Annotated in this window: 30 protein-coding genes and 1 tRNA gene; 9 read left to right on the forward strand and 22 right to left on the reverse strand. The window is 65.0% G+C overall.

The features are described 5' to 3' along the window. Positions 1 to 6: 6 nt before the first annotated feature. The 16 genes from QXZ94_RS18580 to QXZ94_RS18655 form a co-directional block, all read right to left on the reverse strand. Positions 7 to 2,085, reverse strand: a complete 2,079-nt coding sequence (locus tag QXZ94_RS18580; protein ID WP_315721637.1) for a phage terminase large subunit family protein — start codon at positions 2,083 to 2,085, stop codon at positions 7 to 9. Between the two features lie 15 nt (positions 2,086 to 2,100). Beyond that, entirely contained in the window at positions 2,101 to 2,676 is a 576-nt protein-coding gene (locus tag QXZ94_RS18585) for a hypothetical protein (RefSeq protein ID WP_315721638.1), read from the reverse strand. Positions 2,677 to 2,888: 212 nt separating this feature from the next. Further along, positions 2,889 to 3,443 carry a hypothetical protein gene (locus QXZ94_RS18590; RefSeq protein WP_315721639.1) on the reverse strand — a complete coding sequence of 185 codons (555 nt, stop codon included), beginning with the start codon at positions 3,441 to 3,443 and terminating at the stop codon, positions 2,889 to 2,891. A 91-nt stretch (positions 3,444 to 3,534) separates the two neighbouring features. Next, complete coding sequence (locus QXZ94_RS18595) at positions 3,535 to 3,771, reverse strand: hypothetical protein (protein WP_315721640.1); 237 nt, start codon at positions 3,769 to 3,771, stop codon at positions 3,535 to 3,537. A 537-nt stretch (positions 3,772 to 4,308) separates the two neighbouring features. Continuing rightward, a complete protein-coding gene (locus QXZ94_RS18600) occupies positions 4,309 to 5,214 on the reverse strand; it encodes a hypothetical protein (RefSeq protein WP_315721641.1) in 906 nt (301 codons plus the stop codon). Positions 5,215 to 5,529: 315 nt separating this feature from the next. After that, complete coding sequence (locus tag QXZ94_RS18605) at positions 5,530 to 7,389, reverse strand: phage/plasmid primase, P4 family (protein WP_315721642.1); 1,860 nt, start codon at positions 7,387 to 7,389, stop codon at positions 5,530 to 5,532. Continuing rightward, complete coding sequence (locus QXZ94_RS18610; RefSeq protein WP_315721643.1) at positions 7,389 to 8,762, reverse strand: CHC2 zinc finger domain-containing protein; 1,374 nt, start codon at positions 8,760 to 8,762, stop codon at positions 7,389 to 7,391. The genes QXZ94_RS18605 and QXZ94_RS18610 overlap by 1 nt, the downstream gene beginning before the upstream one ends. Beyond that, positions 8,648 to 8,986, reverse strand: a complete 339-nt coding sequence (locus QXZ94_RS18615) for a hypothetical protein (protein ID WP_315721644.1) — start codon at positions 8,984 to 8,986, stop codon at positions 8,648 to 8,650. The genes QXZ94_RS18610 and QXZ94_RS18615 overlap by 115 nt, the downstream gene beginning before the upstream one ends. A gap of 10 nt (positions 8,987 to 8,996) precedes the next feature. Continuing rightward, positions 8,997 to 9,359, reverse strand: a complete 363-nt coding sequence (locus tag QXZ94_RS18620) for a hypothetical protein (protein WP_315721645.1) — start codon at positions 9,357 to 9,359, stop codon at positions 8,997 to 8,999. 13 nt (positions 9,360 to 9,372) lie between these two features. Beyond that, positions 9,373 to 9,726, reverse strand: coding sequence for a DUF4406 domain-containing protein (locus tag QXZ94_RS18625; RefSeq protein ID WP_315721646.1), 354 nt, complete (start codon positions 9,724 to 9,726; stop codon positions 9,373 to 9,375). A gap of 2 nt (positions 9,727 to 9,728) precedes the next feature. After that, complete coding sequence (locus QXZ94_RS18630; protein ID WP_315721647.1) at positions 9,729 to 9,863, reverse strand: hypothetical protein; 135 nt, start codon at positions 9,861 to 9,863, stop codon at positions 9,729 to 9,731. Further along, the gene (locus QXZ94_RS18635; protein ID WP_315721648.1) at positions 9,863 to 11,152 is read right to left on the reverse strand and encodes a site-specific DNA-methyltransferase; all 1,290 of its coding nucleotides are present in this window, start codon (positions 11,150 to 11,152) and stop codon (positions 9,863 to 9,865) included. The genes QXZ94_RS18630 and QXZ94_RS18635 overlap by 1 nt, the downstream gene beginning before the upstream one ends. Next, positions 11,152 to 11,337: a hypothetical protein gene (locus tag QXZ94_RS18640; protein WP_315721649.1), complete on the reverse strand. Its 186-nt coding sequence runs from the start codon at positions 11,335 to 11,337 to the stop codon at positions 11,152 to 11,154. The genes QXZ94_RS18635 and QXZ94_RS18640 overlap by 1 nt, the downstream gene beginning before the upstream one ends. Before the next feature lie 11 nt (positions 11,338 to 11,348). After that, positions 11,349 to 11,822 (reverse strand): single-stranded DNA-binding protein, encoded by a 474-nt coding sequence (gene ssb / locus QXZ94_RS18645; protein ID WP_315721650.1) that lies wholly within the window; start codon positions 11,820 to 11,822, stop codon positions 11,349 to 11,351. After that, positions 11,819 to 11,986, reverse strand: a complete 168-nt coding sequence (locus QXZ94_RS18650) for a hypothetical protein (protein ID WP_315701316.1) — start codon at positions 11,984 to 11,986, stop codon at positions 11,819 to 11,821. Before QXZ94_RS18650 ends, ssb begins: the two co-directional genes overlap by 4 nt. Then, positions 11,983 to 12,501, reverse strand: coding sequence for a hypothetical protein (locus tag QXZ94_RS18655; RefSeq protein ID WP_315721651.1), 519 nt, complete (start codon positions 12,499 to 12,501; stop codon positions 11,983 to 11,985). The genes QXZ94_RS18650 and QXZ94_RS18655 overlap by 4 nt, the downstream gene beginning before the upstream one ends. 668 nt (positions 12,502 to 13,169) lie before the next feature. Between QXZ94_RS18655 and QXZ94_RS18660 the strand changes: the two genes are divergently transcribed. Next, positions 13,170 to 13,766 (forward strand): XRE family transcriptional regulator, encoded by a 597-nt coding sequence (locus QXZ94_RS18660; protein WP_315701319.1) that lies wholly within the window; start codon positions 13,170 to 13,172, stop codon positions 13,764 to 13,766. Positions 13,767 to 13,934: 168 nt separating this feature from the next. Here the strand turns inward: QXZ94_RS18660 and QXZ94_RS18665 are convergent, their stop codons facing one another. Further along, on the reverse strand, positions 13,935 to 14,426 hold the full coding sequence (locus tag QXZ94_RS18665; RefSeq protein WP_315721652.1) for a hypothetical protein: 492 nt from the start codon (positions 14,424 to 14,426) through the stop codon (positions 13,935 to 13,937). Positions 14,427 to 14,593: 167 nt separating this feature from the next. Here QXZ94_RS18665 and QXZ94_RS18670 point away from each other — a divergent pair, with 167 nt between their 5' ends. Further along, a complete protein-coding gene (locus tag QXZ94_RS18670) occupies positions 14,594 to 14,743 on the forward strand; it encodes a hypothetical protein (protein WP_315721653.1) in 150 nt (49 codons plus the stop codon). A gap of 329 nt (positions 14,744 to 15,072) precedes the next feature. Next, positions 15,073 to 16,707 (forward strand): recombinase family protein, encoded by a 1,635-nt coding sequence (locus QXZ94_RS34425; protein WP_409998799.1) that lies wholly within the window; start codon positions 15,073 to 15,075, stop codon positions 16,705 to 16,707. Here QXZ94_RS34425 and QXZ94_RS18680 read toward each other — a convergent pair. From QXZ94_RS18680 to QXZ94_RS18700, 5 genes are all read right to left on the reverse strand, one after another. Next, positions 16,664 to 16,740: transfer RNA gene (locus tag QXZ94_RS18680), tRNA-Met, on the reverse strand. The genes QXZ94_RS34425 and QXZ94_RS18680 overlap by 44 nt on opposite strands. A gap of 227 nt (positions 16,741 to 16,967) precedes the next feature. Further along, the gene (locus QXZ94_RS18685) at positions 16,968 to 17,318 is read right to left on the reverse strand and encodes a hypothetical protein (protein WP_315721655.1); all 351 of its coding nucleotides are present in this window, start codon (positions 17,316 to 17,318) and stop codon (positions 16,968 to 16,970) included. Positions 17,319 to 17,394: 76 nt separating this feature from the next. After that, positions 17,395 to 18,030, reverse strand: a complete 636-nt coding sequence (locus QXZ94_RS18690) for a class I SAM-dependent methyltransferase (RefSeq protein ID WP_315721656.1) — start codon at positions 18,028 to 18,030, stop codon at positions 17,395 to 17,397. A 28-nt stretch (positions 18,031 to 18,058) separates the two neighbouring features. Further along, positions 18,059 to 19,252, reverse strand: a complete 1,194-nt coding sequence (mnmA, locus tag QXZ94_RS18695; RefSeq protein WP_315721657.1) for a tRNA 2-thiouridine(34) synthase MnmA — start codon at positions 19,250 to 19,252, stop codon at positions 18,059 to 18,061. Positions 19,253 to 19,259: 7 nt separating this feature from the next. Further along, on the reverse strand, positions 19,260 to 19,622 hold the full coding sequence (locus tag QXZ94_RS18700; protein ID WP_315721658.1) for a hypothetical protein: 363 nt from the start codon (positions 19,620 to 19,622) through the stop codon (positions 19,260 to 19,262). On the opposite strand from QXZ94_RS18700, the gene QXZ94_RS18705 reads away from it, so the two are divergent. From QXZ94_RS18705 to QXZ94_RS18730, 6 genes are all read left to right on the forward strand, one after another. Then, positions 19,609 to 21,186 (forward strand): flagellar hook-length control protein FliK, encoded by a 1,578-nt coding sequence (locus QXZ94_RS18705; protein ID WP_315721659.1) that lies wholly within the window; start codon positions 19,609 to 19,611, stop codon positions 21,184 to 21,186. The two genes, QXZ94_RS18700 and QXZ94_RS18705, sit on opposite strands and share 14 nt — an antisense overlap. 12 nt (positions 21,187 to 21,198) lie before the next feature. Then, entirely contained in the window at positions 21,199 to 21,897 is a 699-nt protein-coding gene (locus QXZ94_RS18710; RefSeq protein WP_315721660.1) for a flagellar hook assembly protein FlgD, read from the forward strand. 271 nt (positions 21,898 to 22,168) lie between these two features. After that, entirely contained in the window at positions 22,169 to 22,444 is a 276-nt protein-coding gene (locus tag QXZ94_RS18715; RefSeq protein ID WP_002714638.1) for a DUF1153 domain-containing protein, read from the forward strand. Between the two features lie 336 nt (positions 22,445 to 22,780). Further along, complete coding sequence (gene fliF, locus QXZ94_RS18720) at positions 22,781 to 24,385, forward strand: flagellar basal-body MS-ring/collar protein FliF (protein WP_315721661.1); 1,605 nt, start codon at positions 22,781 to 22,783, stop codon at positions 24,383 to 24,385. A gap of 44 nt (positions 24,386 to 24,429) precedes the next feature. Further along, complete coding sequence (gene fliG / locus QXZ94_RS18725) at positions 24,430 to 25,521, forward strand: flagellar motor switch protein FliG (protein ID WP_172112322.1); 1,092 nt, start codon at positions 24,430 to 24,432, stop codon at positions 25,519 to 25,521. Continuing rightward, positions 25,521 to 26,141 (forward strand): FliH/SctL family protein, encoded by a 621-nt coding sequence (locus QXZ94_RS18730; RefSeq protein ID WP_315721662.1) that lies wholly within the window; start codon positions 25,521 to 25,523, stop codon positions 26,139 to 26,141. Before fliG ends, QXZ94_RS18730 begins: the two co-directional genes overlap by 1 nt. Positions 26,142 to 26,146 lie beyond the last annotated feature (5 nt).

The raw sequence follows: 26,146 nt of genomic DNA on the forward strand, positions 1-26,146 counted from the left end.
AGCCGCTTAGCGGCGCAACCAACCGCCGGTATTGCGGCCGATCCATCCCGAGCCCGACGGCTCGGCTTGCGATCGCGCCGCCTGGGCGCTGGCATTTGCGGGCGGCGCCGAGGGCGCGGCCGGCGGCGGATCACCCGGAAGATTGGCGACCTCGCCCTCGGCGAGCTCGTCGATCAGCGCGGGCACTGCAGACGCGGGACTGGCTGCAATTTGAACGGCAAGCGGGCGCGGCGCGAACAAGTCGCCTTGCTTGATCGTCGGCGCACGCTCGCGCGCGAGGATCTTCCATTCATCTTCCGTCATGCTCGACAGGCCGAGGTGATCGGCAACCGCCATGTTGTAGACACGACAATCGAGCAAATGGTTGTCCTGGGCGCCGCGCGGAAGCCACCGCTTGGTTTGACGGCCGCGCGACTTGCCCTCGCCGAGGTACTCGGCCGTCACTTGCTTGAAATACACCTCATCAAGCCACTTGCCGAAATGGCAGTAACCAGGCGGATCGGTCTCGCGGCCGGCGGCCTTGCCCTCGCGGCGCAAGTCCTCATACCAGTGACCTTTGAGCGGCCACGTGCCAACCGGCCACAACTTGACGTGCCCGAGCTTGCGGCCGTCGAGATCGATATCTTTCACGCTCGGCGTGCCGATCGCCGGCAAGTGCCAGCCGTCGCGGCCGTCTACCGCGTAAGCGTTATGGCGCGAGGTGCACCAATGATAGACGACATGCGAGCGGAAGCCGGAGTCGACGGCGAAACCATCGACCTTGCGGCGCCCGCCGAACGCATCCGGCCACTCGCGATCATAGAGCTCGGAGAGCTTAAGGAACGCGCCGGCGTTGGCGTCAGTCGTGTCGCCTTCGAGCACGTCAACATAGATCACCCATGACTCGCGGTTCGGCGCCCAGGCGACAACCTCGACATAGATGCAATTCATCTGCACGTCAGCGGCGGCCGTGAGCATCAGGCCGCGCGGCGGGATGCGCCCTTTCGGGTAGTCCTCGCGGCGCTCCATCAGGCGGACATGATCGGGCGCATCGCCCTTGATCTCATACGCCTCGCCGAGCGTCAGGTTGTAGAACGCTTTCAGCTTGGCCGGATCGCCCTGGGCGCCGATCCATCGCTCTGCGATCTTGTCCCACGGCACGAACGGCGACGACATCGCGTCGATATGGTAGCTCGGAAACTTTCCAGGCCCCGGCGCCGTCGCGATCCACTCGCCCTTGCGCACGAGCGCGTTTTTCTCGTGCGCCTCGATCGGCCGGCCGCAGCACGGCGCGATGTAGTGCGCCTGATACGGAAACGACTCCTTGAACTTGAACTGAGGCCCGAACCGAAACGGAAATTTGCCGTCACATTGCGGGCACGGCACGTGCCACAACCGTTGATCGCCGGCGTTAAACTGCTCGTCGATGTAACAGGCGCCCTTGACCGTCGGAGTCGAGATATTGATCTCTTTCCAGTCGCCGGTTGCCAGAAACGACTCGTAACGCGCCTCGATCATCGTGTGCGGCGAGCCCTGCCCGTCGAGATCGGCGGGGTATTCGCTCGCTTCATCCTTGATGATCTTGCGTTTCGTCTTTGAGCGCAGATCCGCCGTTGAGTTGGCGATCGCGAGCGCCATCGAGCCGCCAGGATAGCGCTTAAGGTACGTCGTCGAGCCCTCGCCCGAGCGCGAAACCTGCGGCTTCACCTTGGCTTTGAGCGCCGGCGTGTTCTCGATCGCCGGATTGAGCTTATCGGCAATGAAATCAGCGAGTGCGCCGTCAGTCGGCTGCACGAGCAGGATTCCGCCGCTCGGATCGGTGTCGATCGTCGAGCCGACGATCGCGATCGCCATCACGGTAAAGCCGGTTTGCGCGCTCTTTTTGATCGCCTCTTTGTTGACCGGCGAGTCCGGGCCGGAATTGTTGAGCGGCTCGACGACGTACGGCGTAAGCGTCGCCGACCATTTCTCGTTAGCGCGCGGCCCGTCGGGCACGATCAGGTTTTCGGCCGCCCATTCCGCCGGCAACACCTTGCGCGGCGGCCGGGCGAGCGTCTCGATCTCGGCCGCGAACACCGCGACGCCCGAATTTTTGAATTTCAGCATGTGAGCACCGGCCTTTTAGCCGGGCTCGCCCTCGTTGCCCGGCTCGATCGTTGACGGCTCGGCCTCGGCCCGGATCGCGCCCATCGCGTCGGCGATCGCCGCGCGGAGCTCGCGGGCGATGTCCTTCAAACTGGCGCGCGCGCCTTGCGTGCCGTCCTTTGCCGTAGCGGTTGCGATCGCCTCGGCGTATGTCGGCAGGCGATCGACGATCCGCACAATCGCCTCGGCGGCCTTCTGGCCGGCCTCTTTCACCTCGGCGACGGGCACGAGGCGCCCTAAGCGTTCTTCGAGCTCAAGAAAGCGCAGATCGGCCGAATACTGCGCGTTGCGCGCCTGATGATCGCGCAGCGCCGGCGAGCTCGCCGGCGTGGTTGCGTCGATTTCGGCGCGCGTCTCGGCGGCGGCTTCCTTGAAGGCGTCGCCGGTCTCGCCGACGGCGCGATCGAACTGCGCGAGGTGCACGAGCTTGGTGCCGTTCGGCCCTGGGCGCGTTTCCAGCTTGCCAGCCTCGACGAGCTCGGCGACTCGCTTCGCGATCGCCTGCCGTGATTTGCCGCGCTGGCGCGCGATTTCCGACACCGACAGCCACAACCCGGCGTCGAGATCGAGGCGAGGCTCGTCGCTCATCGTGTCAACCTGTCAACCGTGTCAACCCAAAATTGGAAACTTGCCGCTGGCGACTTTTCGGGGCGCGCTTGTGCCGTAGGGGGGAGGGGCCGGGGAAGGACCCGCCGGCCTATGCCCCCGCCATCCCCCGGCCGGCCGCCGCGCCGAGGCAACAGGCGTGCGTCGAGGCGCTCGCGCTACCCGGCGCCGCCAAGGATGCGCGCTAGCTCGTGCTGCAGACGCACGGGCAGGATGGTGCGCACCACCGCCAGAAACTCAGCCGCCGTTGCGCCGCTGATCATTTCTTTCGGGATATACAAGCCCGAGCGTTGCGCCTCGATCGGCAGGCGGCTCGCGCCCGTGCGCTTGAATACCTGCCCGCCAAACATCGAGCCGCCGCCCTTCGCGTGCGCTATGAACGTTCCCGCAAAGATGCGGCGCTTGTTCCAGGGCGCAGCCGATACGCCTTTCTTGGTTGGCCTCGCCTTGAAATACTTCAAGTGCACGTTGCCGCCGCGCGAATGCAGGCTGTAGCTCATCCCCGCCGGCTTGGCCTTGACGGCCCGCACGATCACATCGCGCTTGAGCCCGGTTTGCTTGGTGAGGGCGCGCACAACGCGCACCTTGGACATGTCGCCCGTGCGCTTGATCGCCCGCACGATCGCGAGCGGCGCCTCGCGCTCAGCTCGCTTGAACGTTTCGGCGAGGCCCTGCACCTCGTGCGCGTCGATCTCAAGGCTTGAGAACGCCATCGCATTACCTCATCAGGCCGTGCAGGCAATAGATCAGCAACGGCAACGCGACGGGCAGCGCCGCGCAAAACACAATCGCATCAACCATGGGCTAACGCCTTCTGATGTTCTGTTTCAAGCTCGCAAGCTTGGCGGCCGCCGCCGCGCGCAGTGCGCCCGAGCGCGCATCTTCGACCAACGTGCGCGACACAAAGGCGGCCGAACTAGCAGCGCCTTTGACGTCACCACGCGCGACGGCGGAAACGCCGCTGCTGATCGCTTGCTTGCGTTCATTGCAGCGGCAACCCATGACATCACCCCGAAAGTAAATCGTCGCACGCGCGATCATGCTCGCGGTGTTTGCTGTATGCGTGGCGCGGTGTCGCGCGGCGACGATGTTTGAATTGGTGCACCGATTTGTCGCCCTCGGTGCGAGGCGTCCCGGTCAGAGCGCCGGGCTTACTCGCCGTGTTTAACGAGCGTGCGATTGCTCGGCCGTCAGGCGTTCGCTTTGCGAGTATGACGCTCATCTGCTCAATTAGTCCGCAACAAGAGCCGGTCGGAATCCGTTATCCGGTTTGGTGCGTGAAATGGCGAGATCGAGGCCGCGTCGCGTTGCGTCATCAGTAGGATGCAACAGTGCCCGTGAAGGCTTGGGTTGCTATGTCGCGCCGATGTCGGGGCGCAGTCTCTGCATCGATTCTCCGCGCGTTACAATCTCAAATCACGCGCGGCAGGCATAATCAGAGCGTCGAAGGTGCTACTTCATTGCCGTTACTCGGTTGAGGTGCTTTCTTTGTAGTGCCAACCTACATCAACGATCCGTGTATAGGCTGGCACTTTCCTTCCGGTCAATGCACCCGGTCACGGATCGCGCGGAAACCCCTTAAACTCCAGCGGATTTGCGCATCTTTTGCCGGCTCGCCCGCGCATAGCTTTGGACCGTCGCGGCCTCGATCGGCGACTCCACCGGCTTGCCGGCGACGGCGTTGCGCCTGGGCGCGACGGCGAGCTCGACATCCGCCAAGGCGAGCTTGCGGCCGGCGAGCACGCGCGGCGCCGAGGATCCGTCGCACCACGGCATCGAGCGAACAGCGCGCGGCTGCACCTCGATCGTTGCCAGCTTGCCGGCGAGCGCGCGCGAGAGATCGTCGAGCGCATTGCACCACGTCACCCATTCGGCGCGGCACTCGCCGATGTGCAGCGGCGCCGGCTCGTGCCAATCGAGCGGCGAGCGCGGCGACATCGCGAGCGTGTATTCGCCGTCACGCTTGCGCGCGCGGCCTTCATTGCGACGAAGCTCGACGAGCTCCCCGGCGGCGTTGATGCCGTGCACGATCGGGCGCGGACGGCCGGCCGTTGGCGCGAACATCTGGAAAGGCTTTGGGCAGTCGAAATGCCACGACGGCCGCTTGCCCATCGCGCCAGCGAGCACGATCGCTTGCGGATTCCAAACCGCGAGCATCAGCGACGGGATCACGTGCTCGGCGATCGGCACGAAGTCGCCGAACAGGGCGCGCGCGCCGTCGGCGCTATCGAGCGTGACGGATGTCGCGAGCCGGCCGATCGCGTCGGCGACGATCTGCGCGTCGGCGTGCGGCTCGCCTGGAACGTAGCCCATCGAATCGAAATCATCATCGCGCGCGCGGCCCATACTGCGCGCGATCGCGAACGGCCGCACCTCGCGCCGGCCGATCGCGCAGCCGACATCGGCGGCGACAGCGCGCCCCTTCGGCAACTCATCCCGAACAGCCCATTGCAACAGCTTTTCGATACCGAGCTTACGTTTCATTGTTCCAGAGCCCCGATTTTGGATCGATGTAGGGTTGTAGGGTTGATGTAGGGTTCGGAAAAACCCTACATGGTCGAATTATGTAATTCTTTCAGACTGTTACTTGCATCAAATGTAGGGATGTAGGGTTGAGGCTAAACGCACATATGAGAGAAGGTTTTTTGGTCCGCCCCGCACCCCAAAGAGGATAGGAGACGGAAACGCGGTCAAAACCCTACATCCCTACATCGCCCAGCGTAGCCGCTTGAGATCGCTACGCTTTCAAGCCGTGTAGGGTTTTCAGCAACCCTACATCGACCCTACAACCCTACACGCCTAGACGGGCGCGATATCGTCGTCGCCAGGGTGCGCCGGCGCGCCGTCGTGGTTCCGATGTGGCGCGGCGGGCACGTTCTTGAGCCGCACGTGCAGATACCGGATGTTCGACGACTTGCGATCTTTGACGAAACCCTTCTGCCCCATCGCCCGCCCGAACATGGTCTCTTTCCACGCGCGCACCGCGTTCGCCGCTGCCCAGGCCGAGAACGCCGCGAACATGTCGCGCGCCGCGACGGAGCTCGCCGGCGAGCCGTCGGGATTTGCGGGCACGCTTTCGATGCACGCGCCGGCAAACATGCCGATAGGGTCCATTTCGTCGCGGTATTCCGCCGTGGCGTCATTCACCTCGGCCGGCGTGCGCAAGCCGCTGTTGAGATAGTCGAGCGCGCCGGCGAGCAGCCAATTGAGGATGCCGGATCGCTCCGGCCAAATCTCGCCCATCACCTCATCCATCGGCCGCCGCTCGTGATCTGCGATCGTCACCGGCCACGGCACGAACTTGATACGCCGCCAGATGCCATGATCGACGCCGCTCACCTCGGGCTTGTGATTACCTGATAGTACCATCTTGAAGGCCGGCCGAAACTCGAAAAACTCTTTGTTGAGCGATCGAACTAACATCGGCTCGCCGCCCGTGAGTGACTTGATCAGCGCCTCTTTGAACTGCACGCCGCGCTCGGGCTCCGAGGCGCGCACAAGGCGTGCGCCGGGCAGGCGGGCGAGATCAGGCGTCGCCTGCGATCCTGATCGCTGCTGATCGCCCGACAGCGATTCGAACGCGATGGTTGCGCAGTATGGCCCCATGATGCGCGCGACGATCTCGACGAACGTCGATTTCCAATTCGCGCCCGTACCATAGGAGAACACAAAGCATTGCTCGCCGGTGAGGCCGGTCAAGGCATAGCCGTGGTAACGCTGCACGAAGTTGCGAACCGGCTCGATCGGCAAAAACCGATTGACCGCCGCCAGGAAGTGCGGGCTCCGCGCGCCCTCGACATACTCGACGGGCGCAACCTTGGTAATGTGATCGGTGCGCTCGTGCGGCGTGAGCTCGACGCACCAGCGCTTCACCGTCTTGTGCTCGTGATCGTGCGCGTCGGGATCAGGCTCCTCGGTGCAACGAAAGCGAACCGTCCCGTTGAGCACGTTGAACGCGAGCCCGTCGGCGTCGAGCTCGTCAACCGTGACGGTGCGATAGGGCAACGCCTGATCGAGCATCCCGCGAATCTTGCCGGCGTTGCCGCTCGACACCGAGTATTTGCGTCGCGCGATCTGGCGCGCCTGCAGCGCCCCGCGCGCCTCGGCGCCACGCTCGACGAGCCGCGTCAACATCTGCCAACGCTGATCTTTGCGCGCCTCCGCGCCCTTTTCGCGCTCGATCGCGGCGAGTTGGTCGCGCGCCTGATTGGCGGCGTCGATTGCCGCTTGCTCATTCGGTGTCGCCGACATCACATCGGCCTCAAGCACGATCCGCGCCGCCGTCTTGTGCGCGAGCCGCGTCGCGAGCTCGTTGCCACCTTCGCGCTCCCAATGCGTGCCTGCCCAGGCGTGCCAACCGACATTGCGCACGTGCAAGAGATCGGCGCCGAAATGGTGGATCAGCCGTTGCCCGTTGCCCGTGTCGTTTTGCGGTTCGGCCGCGCAGGCGATCAACACGTCGCGGCTGATCTCGGCGGCGTCGGCGGGCCGCTCATTGTCCGCCGGTTCGACATCATCCTCGCCCTGCCCTTCGGGGAAGCCCCCACTGGCGGGGTGCGGGGCGTAGGCGGCAAAGCCTGAAATGTCGGTGTCGTCGTCGCCCTCGATCAGGCGCACAATGCGCTCATGCGGCGGCACGTCGTCGTCGTGGTCCATCATCAGTCTTTGCCTTGCATTACGTCGTTAAAGTCGAGCCCGTCGGGCGCGAAGCGGCGGCGGATCAGCCGGCCGGGCCGCGCGTGGCGATAGGAGGCGCGTTCAAGCGCGTTGCGTGTGAGGAACGGATCGGAGTCGCCGTCGCCGAGGAGCACGAGCTCGACGACGGAATCAGGCACCGGCATTGCCGGCGATGCGAGATCAGGCTCGGGACCGGGCACGCGCTGGGCGCGGCCGTTCTCGGTTTTCGCGTACGGGTGCGCGATCGGCTGCAGCGCACGGCCGGCGAGGTTGCCGAGATCGCCGGCGGCGCGCAGCGCCGTGGCCGACATATTGAGGCCGCAGCGCACGTAAGCCGTATAGACGGCCGCAACCGTCTCGATACCCTCGCCGGCAATGATGCGGCGAGGATCTTGCGCGCCGCCGAGATCGAGGTAACAGCCCGATTTCGAGCCGCGCATTTTCTTGGACGGCAACACGTCGCCCGTGTGCGGGTGCCTCACGATCGCCTTGCACTTCTCCGCAGCCGTATCGATCCAAGTGATATGCAGGCCGCGAAACGTGCCCTTGTCGTCGCCGGCGCGAAACGCCGCGAGCATCGCCGGGCCGCGATGCACGAGCAGCGGCTCGCGCATCCTGCCATCGGCAAACAACGGCATCGCCGGGTGATATTTGAGCCGGGCATTTGACGGCAACACCACGCCACGGCAGGCGAGATAATCCTCGACGGGCGTGCCCGGCCAGCGCTGGCCGGCCGTCCAGAACCCGCGCAGATAGCCGAGCTCTTTCTCGCGCATCTGCGCCGCGACGCGATCGCGCTCGGCGCCGGTTGTCCAGCCCTTGACCCAGGCATGGCGCAAATCAGGATCGGCACCGTAGGGCGGCGGCACATCGCCGAGCGGCTCGCCGGCGGCGTGCGTGCGCAGGCCGGCGCGATAGGCGAGCTCGGGCGTTGGCTTCTCCTCGCGAGCGCCGCCGAGGCGCTCGATCGCCTCACGAAAGCCGATGCCCTCGCGCTTTCGCACGAGCTTGATCACATCGCCCTTGTCGTGACAAACCGCGCAAATCCATTCGTCGTCGTTACACTCGAAGCGGCCCGCCGTGCCGGATTGAAGGCTTTGCGAGCAGATCGGGCACGGCCCGGTAAAGCCATGACGCTTGTATTTGCTGCTACCCTTTCGAAGTTTCACCCACTGCCCGGCAACGACGTGCACGGGATTGCGCGCTTTCAGCGCGTCAAGCGCATCATCTGGAATCATGATTAGTCGAACCGTGTTTGATCGGCGTCGAGATCGCCGCCACGCTCGGCCGCGCTGATCTCGCGCAGCCGCCGCAAGAGCTTGTCGTCGCTGCGCAGCGCCCAGACCGCCCGCCACACCGCGCTAAACACCTCGACGCGGCGCGCTTGGCTCGCGATCGCCGAGCGCAGCGTCGCGCGCTCGATCGGCGTCAACTGCTCCCCGGCGAGATCGGCGAGCAGACGAGCCCGCGAAATATCCGCGCGCTCGGATTCGGCCGCCAGGGCGCCGAGCATTTCGGCCCACGTCACCGGCTTATCAGGGGATGCCCCCTCAGCGCGGGGTGCGGGGTTGTTGCTCATGGCTCAAACATCACCGCCGCCGCGCTGAGATCAGGTTCGCGGCCTCACACCATTCGCGAACCTTGTGCGAGATCGCGCTACGCGCGGCCTCGACATCGCGCGCGGGTTTCGGCTTGCGCGGCATTCCCGGCAGATAGACGGCCCAAAACCAGCCGTTCGCCGCGTCATGCGTCACGGCGCCGACGACGACGACGCCGAGCCGCACCTCAAGCGCCTGGGCGCGATCGTTGAATTGCAGCCGAACCGGCGCCGAGCCGGCATCGCCGCCGGCGCGGCCCAAGCGACGCGCGTCGCCCGGCTTTGATTGGTAGTCCGCGCGCGGGTTGCGCGACGGCTTAACCTCGACGATGAAGGCGCGCCCTCGGTTGCTCATTGCAATGCACCGCCTAGATCACGTCGGACAGGGCGAGCACGGGAATGCCGAGCGCGCGGGCAATCGCCTTTTCTGCAGCGGCGCCCTTTGAGCTTTCCGAGCCGGGCAGGTACACAACCGCATCGGCGTACAGGCAGATGAACGCCACATCGTTGAAAAACACCTTGCGCGGATCGATTGGCGTCACCCCCTCGTTGCCGGCCGGGTTGTCCTCATAGACGTCGGCGCCATAAATCCGGATCGTCTCCTCGACGGGGTTGAAAACCCGGTATCCCTTGGCGCGGAGCGCCTCGGCGGCCTCCAAGAACGCGGACGTGTTGAAGTTAGGCAAGCCGCGCATAGGGCCGGCGAGATAGAGAGCTCTCATAGTTAGTAACCTCCACCCAAGGCATGATTGAAAGCGACGATCGCGAGCTTGATGTGCGGGATCATCACAGCGAGAGCGGCGACGCCGCCGGCGACGAGGCCGAGGGCAATCACGACAGGCAGTGCGCGGGCGATCATCACAGCCCCGCGAACAACGAACCGGCCTCGAAAGGCTTCTCGCCTTCCTTGGCCTTGATGGACTCGCGCTTGCGCTCATCCGGGCCGGCCAGCGCCAGCGCCATGCGGCGCGCAATGTCTTGCTGATACTCAGGCTCGCGCTCGATCAGCACGGCGCGAAATCCCTCACGGAATGCGGCCTCGCCGGTTGTACCCGTGCCGGCGAACGGATCGAGCGTGACGCCGCCCTTCGGCGTCACGAGGCGCACGCACCATTGCATGAGATCAACGGGCTTCACCGTCGGATGCTTCGAGCCGATGCGATCGTGCGCGTCGGCCTTGGCGCTGTAGAAGAACCGGCCGGCCGAGCCGACATCGCCCAGGCCGCCGGAGTTGGCGCCCTGCCCCGACGTGCGGCCCATGCGCAGCGCCTCGGCGTTGCCGTTGGTGTCCTGCCCGCCCGAGCTCTTGCTCTGCGGAAACATGGCGAGGATCTCGGGCGAGCCATCGTGCACGATGTTCGCGGGATAGCGCCCGAGGTGATCAGACGAGTTGTCACGCCTACCGGAATGCCCGGCCGCGCCGATGGTGCTGCCGCCGTACTTGCCGACCGGCGCCGGCGTCTTATCGCTTGCAGCGATCCTGCATCCGTCGATGTTGAGCGCGCCGGCGCACCATTTGAGCAGGTTGGCGATAATGGTCGATTTGCCGATCGTCTTGCGCGCGAGGCAAATCGGCTCCCATGCCGGTTTGAGCGCGGTCTGCCATCCTTCCCACTCGGCCGCTGCCGGGTGCCGCCATACGCCGCGCACGAGCTCGGCACCGTCGCTCTTGTAAACCCAGCGCGCGTCCTCGCCCTCGCCCTCTCGCCGGCAAAGCGTTTTCTCGATCGCGAACGCGGCATCGATCGACTTAGGAAAACCCGAGCCGTACAACCATGCGAGTTGATCGCGCACCTCGAAGCCGGCGTCCTCGATCGCCACCGCGAGGCGGTGATAGGTGCGCGTGCCCGAGAAGGCGATCATGTGGCCGCCGGGCTTGAGCACGCGCAGGCACTCGCGCCAGAACTCAGGATCAAAGGCAACCTCGCCCGTATCCCATTGCTTGCCCATGAAGCCGGCGAACGCGCCGGAATACATTTCGCCCTTTGCCGGCGCTGCGCCTTCCTTGCCGAACCGCTCGACGATCGAGACCAGTGCATAGGGCGGATCGGTCACGATGCTATCGATCGAGTTGTCGGCAAGGCCGCGCAGCACCTCGCGGTTATCGCCGCCGTACAGCGTCACCTTGTCGTCGAGAAAGGATTGCATCAGTTGCCCCCGTTGATTGGCAGCGCTGCGGTATTGCGCACCGCCTGGGCGATCTGCTCGCGCAACTCGCGCTTGGTTGGCTCCTCACGACGGCGGCCGTCGAGCAGCGCGGCGAGAGCATCGATTTCGGAGTCGAACCGCTTGAGCTTGTTGTCGAGGCCGGCGCCTCGGTTGCGGAGACGCATCGGCGCGGCCCTCAGAACGGAATGTCGTCGTCCATATCGGACGCACGACCGCTGCTGATCGAGCCGGAATTGCGCGGCGGGACCGATCGCGCGCCCGCTCGATCGGCGTCGTCGTTCGCCGGCGGCCCGTTGCGTTGGCCGCCGCCTTCGAGCGACAGCGACGCATTGAAGCCGCGCAGAACGATTTCCGTCACATAGCGATCGACGCCGCCCTGATCGGTCCACTTGCGGGTTTCGATCTGCCCCTCGACGAGAAGGCGCGAGCCCTTTTTGACGTATTGCTCAATGACCTTGCAAAGGCCCTCGCTGAAACACACGATGCGATGCCATTGCGTGCGCTCTTTGCGCTCGCCCGTATCCTTGTCGCGCCACTGCTCCGATGTCGCGATCGAAAAGCTCGCGATCGGCTTGCCGTCCTGCGTTCGCCTGATGTCAGGATCACCGCCGACATTGCCGAGGATGATCGCCCTGTTAAGCCCACTCATTCCGCGTTCCTTCGAAGGGTCTCTTGATCGTGCGCCTCGCGCATTTCGCGCGAAGCCTCACGCGCCCTAACCTGGGCACGCATGAACGCCGCGCCGTCCTGGGCGCGAGCAGCGGCGAGCGCGTCGTCGAACGCGCGCAGGTAGTCGTCAGCCGGCCACATCATGCTAGCGCCTCGACACTATCTTTCGCGTCATGGGCGAGGCACATGGCCATAAGCATTGCATGGGTCGGCGTCGGCGCACCCTTGCGATCGAAGCGCAGCCACGCCGCCGGCACGCAATGTGCCGTCGATTGACTGGCATCGGCGTGGTGCGTGTGCAGAGCGTTGAGGAGGCGCGCGCTCTGCGCTTTGACGAGCGAGGTCAGAGACTCGTCGTCAAGCTCATTGTCGAGATCGTCGCCAACAAACCCTGCCAGCGGCACCGGCAACGTGGTTTGCTCCGCAAAATGCGGACGAACGTCCGGCAGAATCCCGGCGGCTTTGCCCTTGGCCCAAAGCCGCTGCAATGTGCTTTCGCTGACCGCATTCGCGCGGGCGATCTGCGCTCGCGATTGCGGCCCGAGGTAAGCGTGCCGTAGTTTTACTTTTTTCGCCTCTCGCATAGGGATTAGCCCTGCCCCTTTGATGATGATGGATACAGCCGCATAGCGGCGCGGCAGACATCGAGGGTTGAGCAATCGCGCTCATGGCAGCAGGACAGGCAGTCGCGCGGCATGCGATTCCGCGCCGCGCGGGCACGTCCGGCCCCGCGCGGATTGCGCACGCCGTCAACAACACAAACACATGCGGCCGAGCACGCCGCACAGTTACAAGGAAGCACTGCTGGGTTTGATGCGCGCAGCATGTAGTTGCGCGGTAGCTCAACATAGTCGGACGCGGCCGCCCAAGGCCGCCGGCGCGCCAGCACATCGCACGCCCACAATCCCCCGATCACGACGACAAGCGTCGCGCCGACGGCCACAAAGACGAGTCCAAGATCAGCCGACGCCACGGCGAGACCTGCTGCAGAAAAGCCGCGATCCGCCGCAGGCCGCGCGATCGCACGGCATTGCGTGGTCTTGCCCGTCGTGGATGACGGGTTGGATGCGAGACATAGTTCCCCCGTTCCCCGAAACGGCGGGTTCGCCGCTCCGAGGTGCCAAAACCCATTCGACTTGGAACCGAGCTCAGTCTAAGGTGGTCGCCGCTCTACGCTTGCCGAGACGCCATCACCCTCAAACCGCAGCGATACGAATCAACCGAACCGCCGATGCCGATCGCGAATATACATTTACCGTATAATCGACAAGGGACCCTATGCACTTCCCGGTTAGATACGCCCATACGGAAAGCGTATTATCGAGGGATGTCAGACACTTCCCTTGCTCAAAAAATCCGTGCGTTGCGCGCCCGAAAAGAGCTGACGGGCGAAGCGCTCGCCCACCTGATTGGGGCGACTCAGGCAAGTGTTTCGCGTTGGGAGAAGGGAATCGTAAAACCAAAGGGCGAAAGCTTGAAGAAGCTTGCCCAGCTTGCCGGAGAGACGGAGGCAGAGTTCCTCTACGGCCGGCAAATCGGCGTCCCGTTGCTCTCGTGGGTGTCGGCAGGCAAGCTCTTGCAGGCTCAATCCGTCGACGCAGCCTTACGAGACGATGTAGAGCGCATCGGCGTTTCAGGCCTTGGCCCCGGCGATTTCTTTGCTCTTCGGGTCAAGGGCGACTCCATGAACAAGATCGCCCCGGACGGCTCTATCGTCATAGTCAACCGCGCCGAGCGCGAGCCGATCGATCGGAAGTTTTTTATTTTCCTTGCCGATCACGAGACCACGTTCAAGCGCTTCCGAGCAAATCCGACGCGGCTTGAACCGTATTCGTACAACCCCGAGCACGAAACGATTTACCCCGACCACAGCTATTTTAGCGTCCTTGGACGCGTTCGCCGGGTCCAAGTTGACGATCTCTGACGCGAACTCGCTGATCGTATAATTCGTCCAGACCGATTCGGACTGCGACAATCAACGCCCTTGTCAATATACACATTGTGTATTTTTACCGTTGGCAAATTATACATCGCATGCATAATCTGATGCGCGGCGCAGATTTTTGCGATCGTCAGTCAGTTACCTGCGATGTCATTCGAGAACACACCCACCATCCAAAGCCGCAAAAGCCTTCTTCGCTCCCTTGAGTGCGAAGACGCGGTCAAATTCAACGTTGCCACGGATGATGCGGAACGCAGCCTCTTTCGCTTTGGTCATATCGACAACCATGCCGTCTTTGGCGACCATTTCGATCGTGTTGCCCTCGATCGCGTTCGCGACCCCGCGCACGATGTCGCCGCTATCCGCGCGAAAGAAATAACGCACTTCTTCCCCTCTACTGTAGCGATCTGGGACGGCATCAACGAGCGCGATTGTCAGCTTGTTATGGATGCAGCGGACGGCCAGCGTATGGCCGCCCTGCTCTGTGGTGACAAAGACATCAGTTGGCGGCGGAAATCCGGCAACGGTTTTTCCGAATCGATCGACTTCGACGCTCACATGCCAATTGCCGATGAGCTTCTCCGTTGCAACCGCACACAGCGGCACGCACGCAAGCACGGCCGCCAATATCCTTTGAATCATCACGTTACATCCTCTGCACGGAGGATGTTGCCACGCCCGGAAGGCGTTTTTCAACCCAGCAAAGGAGTATCCCCTTGTCTCAACGCAATCGCTTGATCACGACCGGAGTCGCACCCGCGATCACGATGCCGCGCCCGGCGCTCAGAGGCACGGCCGCAGTCGAACAGATGGCCGACGATTTGCGCGTCATCAGCACTCGCACCGGAGGCGTCACCACCGACGATCTCACTTTAGCGGGCTGGACGCGCGAGCAGATCGAGCGCCACGTCGCCGACGCCCGCGAGACGGCGACGCGGCTTTCAACGGTCGCCGCTTAAGACGCCGCCGGAGGTGGCGCACGCCCAATCTGGACGGGGTAAGCGGCGCTCTCAGGGTTAGCTGGGCGCACCACACACTCTGATTGATCGATTAATCGCCGGTGGGCGCAGCCCGCCGGCGCCTCAACTGCCCCCCACCGCGTCGAAAAGATGGCCCGCCCTCGATCACAGCGCCTGGACCTGCCCGAGGGACACGTCAATAGCCAGGCGTTGCCCGAGGACTTTCTCGCGATTGTGCGGGCTCTTGCCAAACGCCACGCCAGAATTGATCATGCCCGCGAAGTTGCGCGCCTCGCCCAAGAGCACCGCGCGGCCGACCGTCGAGAGCCATGATCCGCGCCGCCATTTACGCTCGCTATTCGTCCGACCTTCAAAGCGACCGCTCGATCGAGGACCAGATCGCGCTTTGCCTCGATGTGTGCCAACGCAACGGGTTCGCCATCGTTCTGAAATTCGATGATCGAGCAATCTCAGGCACATCGACAGCCAATCGGCCCGGCTTCCAAGCAATGATGCGCGCCGCCGAAGCACGCGCCTTTGATGTGCTCGTCGCCGAGGGCGTTGATCGCATTTCGCGCGATCAGGGCGATTGGCACGCCGCGCGCAAGCGGCTCGATTTTCTCGGCATCGCGATACACACCGCAACCGGACAAGTCGGCAAGCTCGACGGAGCGTTGCGCGCCCTCATGGGCGAAATGTACATCGAAAATCTGATCATCCAGACGCGCCGCGGCATGGAGGGCGTTTTGCGAGACGGCCGCCACGCCGGCGGGCGCGCCTATGGCTACCGCGCCGTTGCCGGCAAGCCCGGCGAGCTTGAGATCGTCGAGACCGAGGCCGACGTGGTACGCAGGATCTTCGCGGAATACATCGCCGGCAAATCGCCTCGCGACATCGCTGCAGATCTCAACCGCAGCGGCGTGCAGCCGCCCCGCGGCGCGCGCTGGAACGGCTCGACGATCAACGGCAACATGCAGCGCGGTCACGGCATGCTGTTGAACGAAATCTATATCGGCCGCATCGCCTGGAACAAAGTCCGCATGGTTAAGGACCCGGCGAGCGGCAAGCGCATATCGCGCCCCAACCCGCCGGACCAATGGCGCATCGTTGATGCCCCGCATCTGCGGATCATCGGCGACGATCTTTGGCAGGCCGCCCAGGCCCGCAAGGGCGTTGGGCGGGAGGCCGGCGCGATCGGCGGGCGGGCACGCCGCCCGCACAAGGAACGGCGCGTATTGTCCGGCCTTCTGCGTTGCGCAGCATGCGGCGGCGGACTCACCTCGATCGGCGAGCGCAAGGGCACCGCCCGGATGCAGTGCTCGACATACAAAGAAAGCGGGACGTGCACCAACGGGCGCCGCATCAAGCGCGACGACGTCGAGCGACTTGCGCTCGACAGCCTCCGCGCCGAGTTGAGCCGGCCGGCCTATTTGGTCGAATACGTCAAGGCGTACAACGACGAACGCAAGCGCCTCGCCCGCGATGCCGGCAACGCCCGCGGTAAGCTGGAACAGCGCCGCGGCGAGATCGAGCGCGAGCTTAACCGGGCGAGTGATGCCATCATCAAGCACGGCGTCGATCCGGCGCCCTTGGCGCCGATCATGAACCGGCTCAAGGCCGAGCGGGACGAGATCGACGGAAAGCTCGCCGCCATCAAGGAAGGCGAGAACGTGATCACGCTGCACCCGGCGGCGATCGAGCGCTATCGCCGGGACCTCGAAAAGCTCGCCGCCCTGTTGCCGCTTGGCGAGATCGGCGACGGCGACGAATTGGCGCAATCCGTGCGCCGGCTTGTGGCCGAGGTGATCGTGCACGCGCCGCCCGATAGCGAAAAGCTCGAGATCGAGATCAGGGGCAGACTTGAAGAACTGTTGGAAGCGCCGGCGGCGTTCTCGCGCCGTTCTAAGGGGGGGGCTTTGTTGGTAGCGGGGGAGGGACTCGAACCCCCGACCCCAGGATTATGATTCCCGTGCTCTAACCAGCTGAGCTACCCCGCCACGGTGTCCGATCAAGGCGCGGCGAAACAGTGCGGCGGGCCTTGTGAACGGGCGGCATATAAGGAGCCGTTCCCGCCCCTGTCAAGCAAAGCTCGCAGCCGGCAGCGGTTTTCCCGCCGCGCGATTTCCATTCGACTCGTCAAGGCCTTGGCGCAAGCTCATGGGCCGGCGCGGCGGCGTCGCGGATCGCGAGGCCGGCCACGGCGAATCTGATGCAACGGTGCGGCTCACTTCGGCTGCAGGTTCGGATTGCCGCCGGGACTGCCGGGCGGCGGGATCACCGGCGTGGTGCCGCCTTCGGGGGTCGGTGCATGCATCTCCGGATCGACGCCGCTCGGCGGACACAACACGCCATTGGTCTTGGCGAGCTTCTCGCCCAGCGGCTCACCGGCGCGGCCGGTGGTGATGCCGTCCGGCGTCGCCGTCGCCCGCGCGTTCGGGGCACAGGCGGCATTCGCGTTGGGAGCAGGCGCCGTCGCCTGCGGCGGCGTGGCCGGTGTCGGGGGGGCCTGCGCGTGAGCCGCAGTGGCGGCCGAGGCCAGCACGAAGGAGAGGAACAATGACTGCCTGATGCTCATGACAGAGCAACGCCAACCCGGCGTTCGCGTTCCCTCGGCCAAGACTTCAGTGGCCAGCGAGCCAGTCGGGAGGCGATCAGCCCTTGCGGTAGCGGATCAGCGAGAAGTGCCCGAGCGGCGGCATCGGCCGGCGCTCCGCGAGCGTCACCCCGCCATGCTTTGCCGCCCAGTTCACCAGCCGCGCCCACGGGAATTCCGGCCGCCAGCCGAGCCGGCGCGCGATCGGCGCGAAGGCCAGCTCGAAGATTCGGCGCGGGCCGCTCTCCGCACCGATGTGGTTGACGAGGATCAGTTCGCCGCCCGGCTTCAGCACGCGCACGAAATCATCCAGCGTCGCCTCGGGATCCGGCACCGCCGTGATCACATATTGCGCCACGACGGCGTCGAAGAAATCATTCGGAAAGGCGAGATGCTTCGCATCCATCACCGCGAGCGTCTCGACATTGAAGAGCTTCAGCTCGCGCACGCGCGCCTGCGCCCGCCGCAGCATCGGCTCGGAGATGTCGACGCCGCAGATCTTCGTCGTGCGGGCATAGTCCGACAGCGACAGCCCGGTGCCGACGCCGACGTCGAGAATGCGGCCGCCGATGCGATCGGCTTCCGCGATGGTCGATTGGCGCCCCTGATCGAAGACCTTGCCGAACACCAGATCATAGATCGGCGCCCAGCGCTCGTAGGCCTTTTCGACCCCTGCGCGGTCGATGTCCCCCATGCCCCCTGCCCTGAATGATGAAAGCTGATCAGCCGCGGACCGGCTCGGCCACGCGCTGCGGCCTGACGGCGCCGCGCGCGCTGCTGCTCCCGGCAACAGCGCTCTGGATGAAGCCGCCACCGAGCACGCGGGCGCGGCCGGAGGCAGCATCGTAGAACACGCAGGCCTGACCGGGCGAGACGCCCTCCTCGCCGCCGACCAGCTCGACCTCATAGTGACCGTTGGCGCCACGCAGCCAGGCCGGCTGCGGCGGGCGCGTCGAGCGCACCCGCACGAAGAGTTCGAGGCCGTCGCGCACCGCCGCATCGAGCGCGCCGTCGCCGATCCAGTTGACCTCGCGCAAGGTGATGCGGTGCGTACGCAGCGCCTCGCGCGGGCCGACCACGACGCGTCGGGTCGCGACGTCCAGCTTCACGACATAGAGCGGCGCGCCGGCCGCGATGCCGAGTCCCTTGCGCTGGCCGATCGTGTAGTTGGCGATGCCCTGATGCGCGCCGAGAACGCGGCCGTCGAGATCAACGATCTCGCCGGGCTCCATCGCGTTGGGCCGCAGCTTGCCGATGATGTCGGTATAGCGGCCGGTCGGCACGAAGCAGATGTCCTGGCTGTCATGCTTGTCGGCGACCTCGAGGCCGAAGCGCCGCGCCAATTCGCGCACCTCCGGCTTGGTCATGTCACCGAGCGGAAAGCGCAGATAGTCGAGCTGCTCGCGCGTGGTCGCGAACAGGAAATAGCTCTGATCGCGATCGGCATCGGCGGCGCAAGTGAGCGCGCGCGATCCGTCGGCCAGACGCCGCGAGGCGACGTAATGGCCGGTGGCGAGCACGGAGGCGCCGAGCTCGCGCGCGGTCTTCAGCAGGTCGCCGAACTTGATGGCGCGGTTGCACTCGATGCACGGCACCGGCGTCTCGCCCGACGCATAGCTGGCGGCGAAATTGTCGATCACGGACTCGCGGAAGCGGTCCTCATAGTCCAGCACGTAATGCGGGATGCCGAGCCGCTCGGCGACGTTGCGGGCGTCGTGAATGTCCTGGCCGGCGCAGCAGGCGCCCTTGCGATGGGTCGCGGCGCCATGATCATAGAGCTGCAGGGTGATGCCGACGACGTCGTAACCTTCCGACTTCAACAGCGCAGCCGTGACCGACGAGTCCACGCCGCCGGACATGGCGACGACGACCCTGGTGTCCTCGGGACGGCCTTCGAGATCGAGACTGTTGAGCATGGTCAGGTCACTGCGATCGCGGCGTCAGACGAGTCGTCCCCGGCGGGAACGCCTCGCATGCGCCGTCTGTGCGGATGGCTTGCTCCCGGCGATCTCCGGACCCGGTCTCCCGGTCGGAAACAACACGAGAAGCATCGGTCTTTAATATAGGCGCACTTCCTGCGAAGCAATCGCGCTGGCCCTTGAGAGCCGCGGCAAATCTTGCCGGCCGGGCAGAAATGACGACCCGCCGGCGTCGGCCGGCCATTCCCATCACATCCATAAGATACTGATATATATTGCTTTTTATAAAGACGCCGCTTTGGCCCGCTCCTTGCTGAACTGGCTCGTCGAGTTTCATCGCGAGAGGTTCCAAGGTGTTCAGCGTCACGTCAGACATCCAGGCCGGCCCGGTTCTCAAGAGCGCAGCGCCGAAACCGTCCCGTCAGGACGCCGCGCAGCCGTCCGACAGCTTCTCGGCGCTGGTCGATGCCGCGACGCCGCCGGATCCGTCGACCTCGTCGCTCCCCTCCACGGCGCCGGCGCCCCGCGCCAGCAACGCCGCGAGTCCCAGCCGCGAGACCACGCGCACCAGCGATACGGACCGCACCAGCCAGACGAGGTCGGCAGACAAGGCGCAAGACAACACCGACGACAGCACGTCACGCACCGAGAAGACCGGCTCGGATGCGCCCTCCGACACGACCACCGACACATCAGCCAAGAGCACGGCCGACGCCTCCGACGGGAAGAGCTCCGACAAGAAGGACGGCGACCAGGCCGGCGCAGACGCGACGACCGCTGCGGCTGCCGTCGGTCAAGCGCCCGTTCCGACGCCGGCTGCCGTCGCGATTCCGTCCGAGATCACGCTCGCCAATCCCGCAACCACCGCGCCTGCTTCGGATGGTGAAGGCGCCTCCACGGCACCCGTACCGACCGCGCCGGTCGGAACCGCCGGCTCCGGCCCGAATGGCACGATCGATGCCAGTGCCGGCCTGATGGCCGCAGCGGCCAAGGCTGCCGGCGCCGCGAAGACGACCGAGACCGCAGCCTCGACATCGGACGCCGAGACGACGACGGCCTCCGGCGACGCGGCAGCGTCGACGGATCAGACCTTCACCGCGGCTCTGGATGCGGCGGTCCCCGGCGGCACCAAGGCGACGGGCAAGCCGGCAGCGCAGGTCAAGACGGGTCTTGCGCCCGGTGAGATCGGCAAGACCTCCGAGCAGGGCGCCCCTGCGACACAAGGCACTCAGCCGCAAGCTCAGGGCACTGACCTCGGCCAGCAGCCCGCCGTTGCAGCGAAGCCGGATGGCGGCGAGGTCGAGCCGCTCGCCAAGAGCGGCAATGGCTCGGCACCAGCGGCGCATGAGCGCGGGGCGGCGCACGCCGGCGGCCAAGGCAACGTTCCAGTCGCCGATCCGACGGCGCCGGCCACTGCGGCCCTGCAGCCGCAGCTCTCGACGCCCACCGCCCCGACCAGCCCGATCACATCGGCCAATCTGGCGGCCACGGCTGCCACCAACGCTCCCGTGCCGCTGCACGGCCTCGCCGTCGAGATCGCGGCGTCCGCGCTCAACGGCAAGAGCCGCTTCGAGATCCGGCTGGATCCGGCCGAGCTCGGCCGCATCGACGTCCGCATCGACGTCGACCGCAACGGCCAGGTCACCTCGCATCTGCGGGTCGAGAAGCCGGAAACGCTGGCGATGCTGCAGCAGACCGCGCCGCAGCTGCAGCAGGCGCTGCAGGATGCCGGCCTCAAGAGCAACAACAGCGGGCTGCAATTCTCGCTGCGCGACCAGAACTCGTCCGGCCAGAACGGCGGCGACAATCAACAGAACGGCAATTCCCAGCGCCTCATCGTGACCGAGGACGAAAACGTCCCGGTCCAGTTCGCCGGACGGTCCTATGGACGGATGTTCGGCGCACAGGGTGGCGTCGATATCAGGGTTTAACAGGAGGCTTCCATGGCCATCGGCGACGCAATCACGGCAAGCCCGGCAGTCTCGGGCACGACCAAGACATCCACCACCGGATCCAACAGCAGCCTCGGCTCGACCGCAGGCTCGACCATCGCGGGCAACTTCCAGACCTTCCTGACCCTGCTGACGACGCAGTTGCAGAACCAGAACCCGCTCGATCCGCTGGACACCAACCAGTTCACCCAGCAGCTCGTGCAGTTCGCCGGCGTCGAGCAGCAGCTCAAGACCAACGACCAGCTGGCCTCGCTGATCTCGATGCAGCAGACGACGCAGGCCACCCAGGCGCTGGCCTTCGTCGGCAAGACCGCCGTGGTGAATGGCTCGACGACGACCATGACCGGCGGCAAGGCGAGCTGGGACCTCAGCATCCCGAAGGACAGCAACCTGACGGTGAGCATCACCAACAGCGTCGGCCAGACCGTCTTCAGCGGCAAATATTCGGCGAGCGCCGGCGACAACCAGACCTATAATTGGAACGGCCAGGGCAATGACGGCGTCCAGTGGCCGGACGGGCAATACAAGATCTCCGTGGTCGGCACCGACGCGACCAACGGCACGCCGGTGGCCATCTCGACCCAGGTCAAGGGCACGGTCTCCTCGGTGGATCTGACCCAGCAGCCGCCGCTGCTGTCGATCGGCGGCCAGACCTACACCGTGAATCAGATCCAGCGGATCGTTAGCTAGCCCTTGAAGCGGGGGCGCGCGGTTGACAATCTGGATACGCTTGCAGCTGATCTTGAACCTCAAGCTCGGCCCGGGCTGCGACATGCCGGCGTAACCGCCGGAAATTCTTAACCAATCATTTACCACGATCTCGCTCCCGGGGCCTCTGGCGGCCGGGAGCGGCGGCGTTCGCGCGGAGCGCCGGATTCACGCCCTTTGCTTAGGCAAATTTTAAGCGAGGCGGCGTAGGGTCTTACCGTGAGTTCAGTGGTTAAGAGTTTGTGAGTACGCCATGACAGAACCCCATCGCCCGAGGGTGAAATACGTCATCGGGCCTGACGGCAGCCCGCTCACCATCGCGGATTTGCCTGCGCCAGGCACCAAGAGGTGGGTCATACGCCGCAAGGCCGAAGTCGTCGCTGCGGTTCGCGGCGGATTGTTGTCCCTCGAAGAGGCGTGCAGCCGATACACCCTGACCGTCGACGAATTCCTGTCGTGGCAGTTCTCGATCGACCAGCATGGTCTCGCCGGGCTGCGCACCACCCGAATTCAGCAATATCGTCAATAAAGCGTTAACGACGCGACGGGATGTCATCGAAAATCGGCTTGGCTCCGCCAAGCCGATTTTTTGCATGTCGATAGTTTGTTAGGACCTCTTAACCGACGTTAACCATATCGAAACCTTCCCATAGGCAATAATTGCCCAGTGGTTCGATTCAACCTCTGCGACTGCCTCGCGACTGCGGGAGCAGAGGGCGACATCGGATCACCACCTGGAATGCGGGTGGCGGCGAAGGGTTTAACGATTGAATTTCGCGATCTCTGCAACCGGCCGTAAAGGCCCGCGAAGCTCAAATGACCTCCCAGCAGCCACCCGTCGAATGCCGAACTATGGGGCAGTTGCTTGCAAGGTCTCTTGGACTTCCTGAAGGGTTTGGGCGCCGCGCGGCTGACCGCCATGATCGCGGTGACCGCCGCGTTGATCGGCTTTTTCGGCTTCGTCATCATGCGCGTGACGGCGCCGCAGCTGACGACCCTGTTCACCGATCTGACGATGGACGACTCCTCCAGCATCATCAAGGATCTGGAGCGGCAGGGCATTCCGTTCGAGATCCGCAATGAAGGCAGCGTCATCCTGGTCCCGAAGGACAAGGTCACCCGTCTCCGCATGAAGCTCGCCGAAGGCGGCCTGCCCAAGGGCGGCGGCGTCGGCTACGAGATCTTCGACAAGTCGGACGCGCTGGGCACCACGAGCTTCGTCCAGAACATCAACCATCTGCGCGCGCTGGAGGGCGAGCTCGCCCGCACCATCCGCGCCATCGACCGCGTCCAGGCGGCGCGCGTCCACCTCGTGCTGCCGGAGCGGCCGCTGTTCTCGCGCGAGACCCCGGAGCCGTCGGCTTCGATCGTCGTGCGCGTGCGCGGTGCGCTCGAGGCGAACCAGATCCGGGCCATCCGCCACCTCGTCGCCTCAGCCGTCAACGGTCTGAAGCCGCAGCGGGTGTCGATCGTCGACGAGGCCGGTCAATTGCTGGCCGACGGCACCCAGACCGACATCGACCAGCAGGTCGGCGACGAGCGGCGCAACAGCTTCGAGAAGCGGATGCGCAAGCAGGTCGAGGACATCGTATCCTCGGTGGTCGGTGCCGGCCGCGCCCGGGTCCAGCTCTCGGCCGATTTCGACTTCAACCGCATCACCCAGACCTCCGACCGCTACGATCCGGAAGGGCGCGTGCTCAGGTCGAGCCAGACCCGCGAAGAGCAGTCGGCCACCAACGAAAACAACGGGCAGGTCACGGTCAACAACGAGCTGCCGGGCAATCAGCAGAACCAGCCGCCGCAACAGCCCCGCGACCAGAGCAAGAAGACCGAAGAGACCAACAATTACGAGATCTCCCGGACGACGAAGACCGAAGTCACCGAGGCCGGGCGGGTCAACCGCATCTCCGTCGCGGTGCTGGTCGACGGTGCCTACTCCAAGAACGAGAAGGGCGAGCTGGTCTACAAGGAGCGCAGCAAGGAGGAGCTCGATCGCATCGCGGCCCTCGTCCGCTCCGCCATCGGCTTCGACCAGAAGCGCGGCGACCAGGTCGAGGTGGTCAACCTGAAATTCGCAGACGCCCCGACCGTGCCGCAGATCAACGAGCCGACCGGCTTCCTCGGCATGCTGCACTTCACCAAGGATGACGTGATGTACGTCATCGAGCTCGCGGTGATGATGCTGCTCGGAATCGTGGTCGTGTTCATGGTGGTGCGTCCGTTGGTCAAGAAGATCATCTCCACCGAAGAGGTCGCCGCGGCGCTCAGTGGCGGGGTCCCTGCCCTCACCGACGAGACCGTCCAGGCCGCCGCCCACGCCCAGCAGACCGCCAACATGATCGACGTCGCCCAGGTCCAGGGCCAGGTCCACGCCCAGTCCGTGCACCGGGTGGGCGAGTTGGCCGATCGCAACCCCGGCGAAGCCGCCGCCATCATCCGCCAGTGGCTCGCCGAGCCCCAGCAGAACTGAACCAACCGACGCGAACCGCCTGAACTGAGAAGAACGTAGCCGCCATGTCGCTCCCGCAGACACAGACCAACGCCAACGCCAACGACATCTCCACCGTCATCGCGACGCTGGCGAGCCGGCAGGCGCAGCGCGAGAAGACCGAGCCGTTGAGCGGCCCCCGGCGCGCGGCCGTGATGATGCTTGCGCTCGGCGAGCAATATGGCGGCAAGATCTGGCAACAGCTCGACGACGACGAGGTGCGCGAATTGTCGCTGGCGATGTCGACGCTGGGGACGATCGAAGCCGACGTCGTCGAGGATCTCATGCTCGAATTCGTCTCGCGCATGTCGGCCTCGGGCGCGCTGATGGGCAATTTCGACGCCACCGAGCGGCTGCTGCAGCAATACCTGCCGGCCGAGCGCGTCACCGGCATCATGGACGAGATCCGCGGCCCCGCCGGCCGCAACATGTGGGAGAAGCTCTCCAACGTCCAGGAAGAGGTGCTCGCCAACTACCTCAAGAACGAATATCCGCAGACCATCGCCGTCGTGCTGTCCAAGCTGAAGCCGGAGCACGCCGCCCGCGTGCTCGCGATCCTGCCCGAGGACATGGCGCTCGACGTCATCGGCCGCATGCTGCGCATGGAGGCCGTGCAGAAGGAGGTCATCGAGCGGGTCGAGCAGACGTTGCGGGTCGAGTTCATGTCGAACCTGTCGCAGACCCGCCGCCGCGACGCCCACGAGGTGATGGCCGAGATCTTCAACAATTTCGACCGCCAGACCGAGACCCGCTTCATCACCTCGCTCGAAGAAGAGAACCGCGAATCCGCCGAGCGCATCAAGGCGCTGATGTTCACCTTCGACGACCTGATCAAGCTCGACTCCGCCTCGGCGCAGACCCTGCTGCGCAATGTCGACAAGGACAAGCTCGGCATCGCGCTCAAGAGCGCCAACGAGGAGGTCCGCAACTTCTTCTTCGGCAACATGTCGTCGCGCGCCGCCAAGATGCTTCAGGACGACATGGCCGCGATGGGACCGGTGCGTCTGCGCGACGTCGACGAGGCGCAGGCCCTGCTCGTCAATCTCGCCAAGGACCTCGCCGCCAAGGGCGAGATCATGCTCAGCAAGAACCGCGCCGACGACGAGCTGGTGTATTGATGGCTCAGCCTGCGAAATTCCTGTTCGATACCGACTTCGCCGCGCCGGAGAAGACGACGCGGGAGCGTGCGGCGACGTCCGCCGAGATCGCACAGAAAGTCGCGGCCGCCGAAGCCGCCGCCTACCGCAACGGCTACGAGGCGGCGCAGCGCGAAGCCAAGGTCGAGGCCGACCGCCGCGTCGCGGCGGCGCTGGAGCAGATCAACATCCAATTGCAGGGCATCTCCGCCCGCTTCGAAGGCATCGAGCAGCGGATGGAAACCGAGGCGGTGGATGTCGCGGTCGCCGTCGCCCGCAAGCTGTGCGCGGCGCTGGTCGATGCGGAGCCTCTCGGCGAGATCACCAGCCTTGTGCACGACTGCTTCGCCCATCTGGTCGCCACGCCGCACCTCGTGCTGCGCATCAATGACGCGCTGTACGAGCTCGCCCGCGAGAAGATCGACAAGCTCGCCAAGCAGAGCGGCTTCGAAGGACGCCTCGTGATCCTGGCCGAGCCGGAGATTGCGACCGGCGACTGCCGCATCGAATGGGCTGACGGCGGCGTCGTGCTGGAGCGCGCCGCGATCGATGCCAAGATCAACGAGCTGGTCGGACGCTACATGGCGTCCAAGAAGAATTAGGCCGC

Origin of the sequence: Bradyrhizobium sp. SZCCHNS2022, assembly GCF_032377575.1 — a bacterium.
In the GTDB taxonomy this organism is placed as follows: Bacteria; Pseudomonadota; Alphaproteobacteria; order Rhizobiales; family Xanthobacteraceae; genus Bradyrhizobium; species Bradyrhizobium aeschynomenes.

Bases quoted from the DNA above. Each gene is read 5' to 3' on its own strand.
- QXZ94_RS18660 (WP_315701319.1), top strand. From the start codon at position 13,170: ATGTCAGACACTTCCCTTGCTCAAAAAATCCGTGCGTTGCGCGCCCGA.
- QXZ94_RS18715 (WP_002714638.1), top strand. From the start codon at position 22,169: ATGACAGAACCCCATCGCCCGAGGGTGAAATACGTCATCGGGCCTGAC.
- QXZ94_RS34425 (WP_409998799.1), top strand. From the start codon at position 15,073: ATGATCCGCGCCGCCATTTACGCTCGCTATTCGTCCGACCTTCAAAGC.
- QXZ94_RS18650 (WP_315701316.1), bottom strand. From the start codon at position 11,986: ATGATGTGGCCGGCTGACGACTACCTGCGCGCGTTCGACGACGCGCTC.
- QXZ94_RS18600 (WP_315721641.1), bottom strand. From the start codon at position 5,214: ATGAAACGTAAGCTCGGTATCGAAAAGCTGTTGCAATGGGCTGTTCGG.
- QXZ94_RS18690 (WP_315721656.1), bottom strand. From the start codon at position 18,030: ATGGGGGACATCGACCGCGCAGGGGTCGAAAAGGCCTACGAGCGCTGG.
- QXZ94_RS18635 (WP_315721648.1), bottom strand. From the start codon at position 11,152: ATGCAATCCTTTCTCGACGACAAGGTGACGCTGTACGGCGGCGATAAC.
- QXZ94_RS18670 (WP_315721653.1), top strand. From the start codon at position 14,594: ATGGCCGACGATTTGCGCGTCATCAGCACTCGCACCGGAGGCGTCACC.
- QXZ94_RS18595 (WP_315721640.1), bottom strand. From the start codon at position 3,771: ATGATCGCGCGTGCGACGATTTACTTTCGGGGTGATGTCATGGGTTGC.
- QXZ94_RS18615 (WP_315721644.1), bottom strand. From the start codon at position 8,986: ATGAGCAACAACCCCGCACCCCGCGCTGAGGGGGCATCCCCTGATAAG.
- QXZ94_RS18580 (WP_315721637.1), bottom strand. From the start codon at position 2,085: ATGCTGAAATTCAAAAATTCGGGCGTCGCGGTGTTCGCGGCCGAGATC.
- QXZ94_RS18620 (WP_315721645.1), bottom strand. From the start codon at position 9,359: ATGAGCAACCGAGGGCGCGCCTTCATCGTCGAGGTTAAGCCGTCGCGC.
- QXZ94_RS18630 (WP_315721647.1), bottom strand. From the start codon at position 9,863: ATGATCGCCCGCGCACTGCCTGTCGTGATTGCCCTCGGCCTCGTCGCC.
- mnmA (WP_315721657.1), bottom strand. From the start codon at position 19,252: ATGCTCAACAGTCTCGATCTCGAAGGCCGTCCCGAGGACACCAGGGTC.
- fliG (WP_172112322.1), top strand. From the start codon at position 24,430: ATGTCGCTCCCGCAGACACAGACCAACGCCAACGCCAACGACATCTCC.
- QXZ94_RS18685 (WP_315721655.1), bottom strand. From the start codon at position 17,318: ATGAGCATCAGGCAGTCATTGTTCCTCTCCTTCGTGCTGGCCTCGGCC.
- QXZ94_RS18640 (WP_315721649.1), bottom strand. From the start codon at position 11,337: ATGCGTCTCCGCAACCGAGGCGCCGGCCTCGACAACAAGCTCAAGCGG.
- QXZ94_RS18730 (WP_315721662.1), top strand. From the start codon at position 25,521: ATGGCTCAGCCTGCGAAATTCCTGTTCGATACCGACTTCGCCGCGCCG.
- QXZ94_RS18590 (WP_315721639.1), bottom strand. From the start codon at position 3,443: ATGGCGTTCTCAAGCCTTGAGATCGACGCGCACGAGGTGCAGGGCCTC.
- ssb (WP_315721650.1), bottom strand. From the start codon at position 11,822: ATGAGTGGGCTTAACAGGGCGATCATCCTCGGCAATGTCGGCGGTGAT.
- QXZ94_RS18605 (WP_315721642.1), bottom strand. From the start codon at position 7,389: ATGATGGACCACGACGACGACGTGCCGCCGCATGAGCGCATTGTGCGC.
- QXZ94_RS18665 (WP_315721652.1), bottom strand. From the start codon at position 14,426: ATGATTCAAAGGATATTGGCGGCCGTGCTTGCGTGCGTGCCGCTGTGT.
- QXZ94_RS18710 (WP_315721660.1), top strand. From the start codon at position 21,199: ATGGCCATCGGCGACGCAATCACGGCAAGCCCGGCAGTCTCGGGCACG.
- QXZ94_RS18625 (WP_315721646.1), bottom strand. From the start codon at position 9,726: ATGAGAGCTCTCTATCTCGCCGGCCCTATGCGCGGCTTGCCTAACTTC.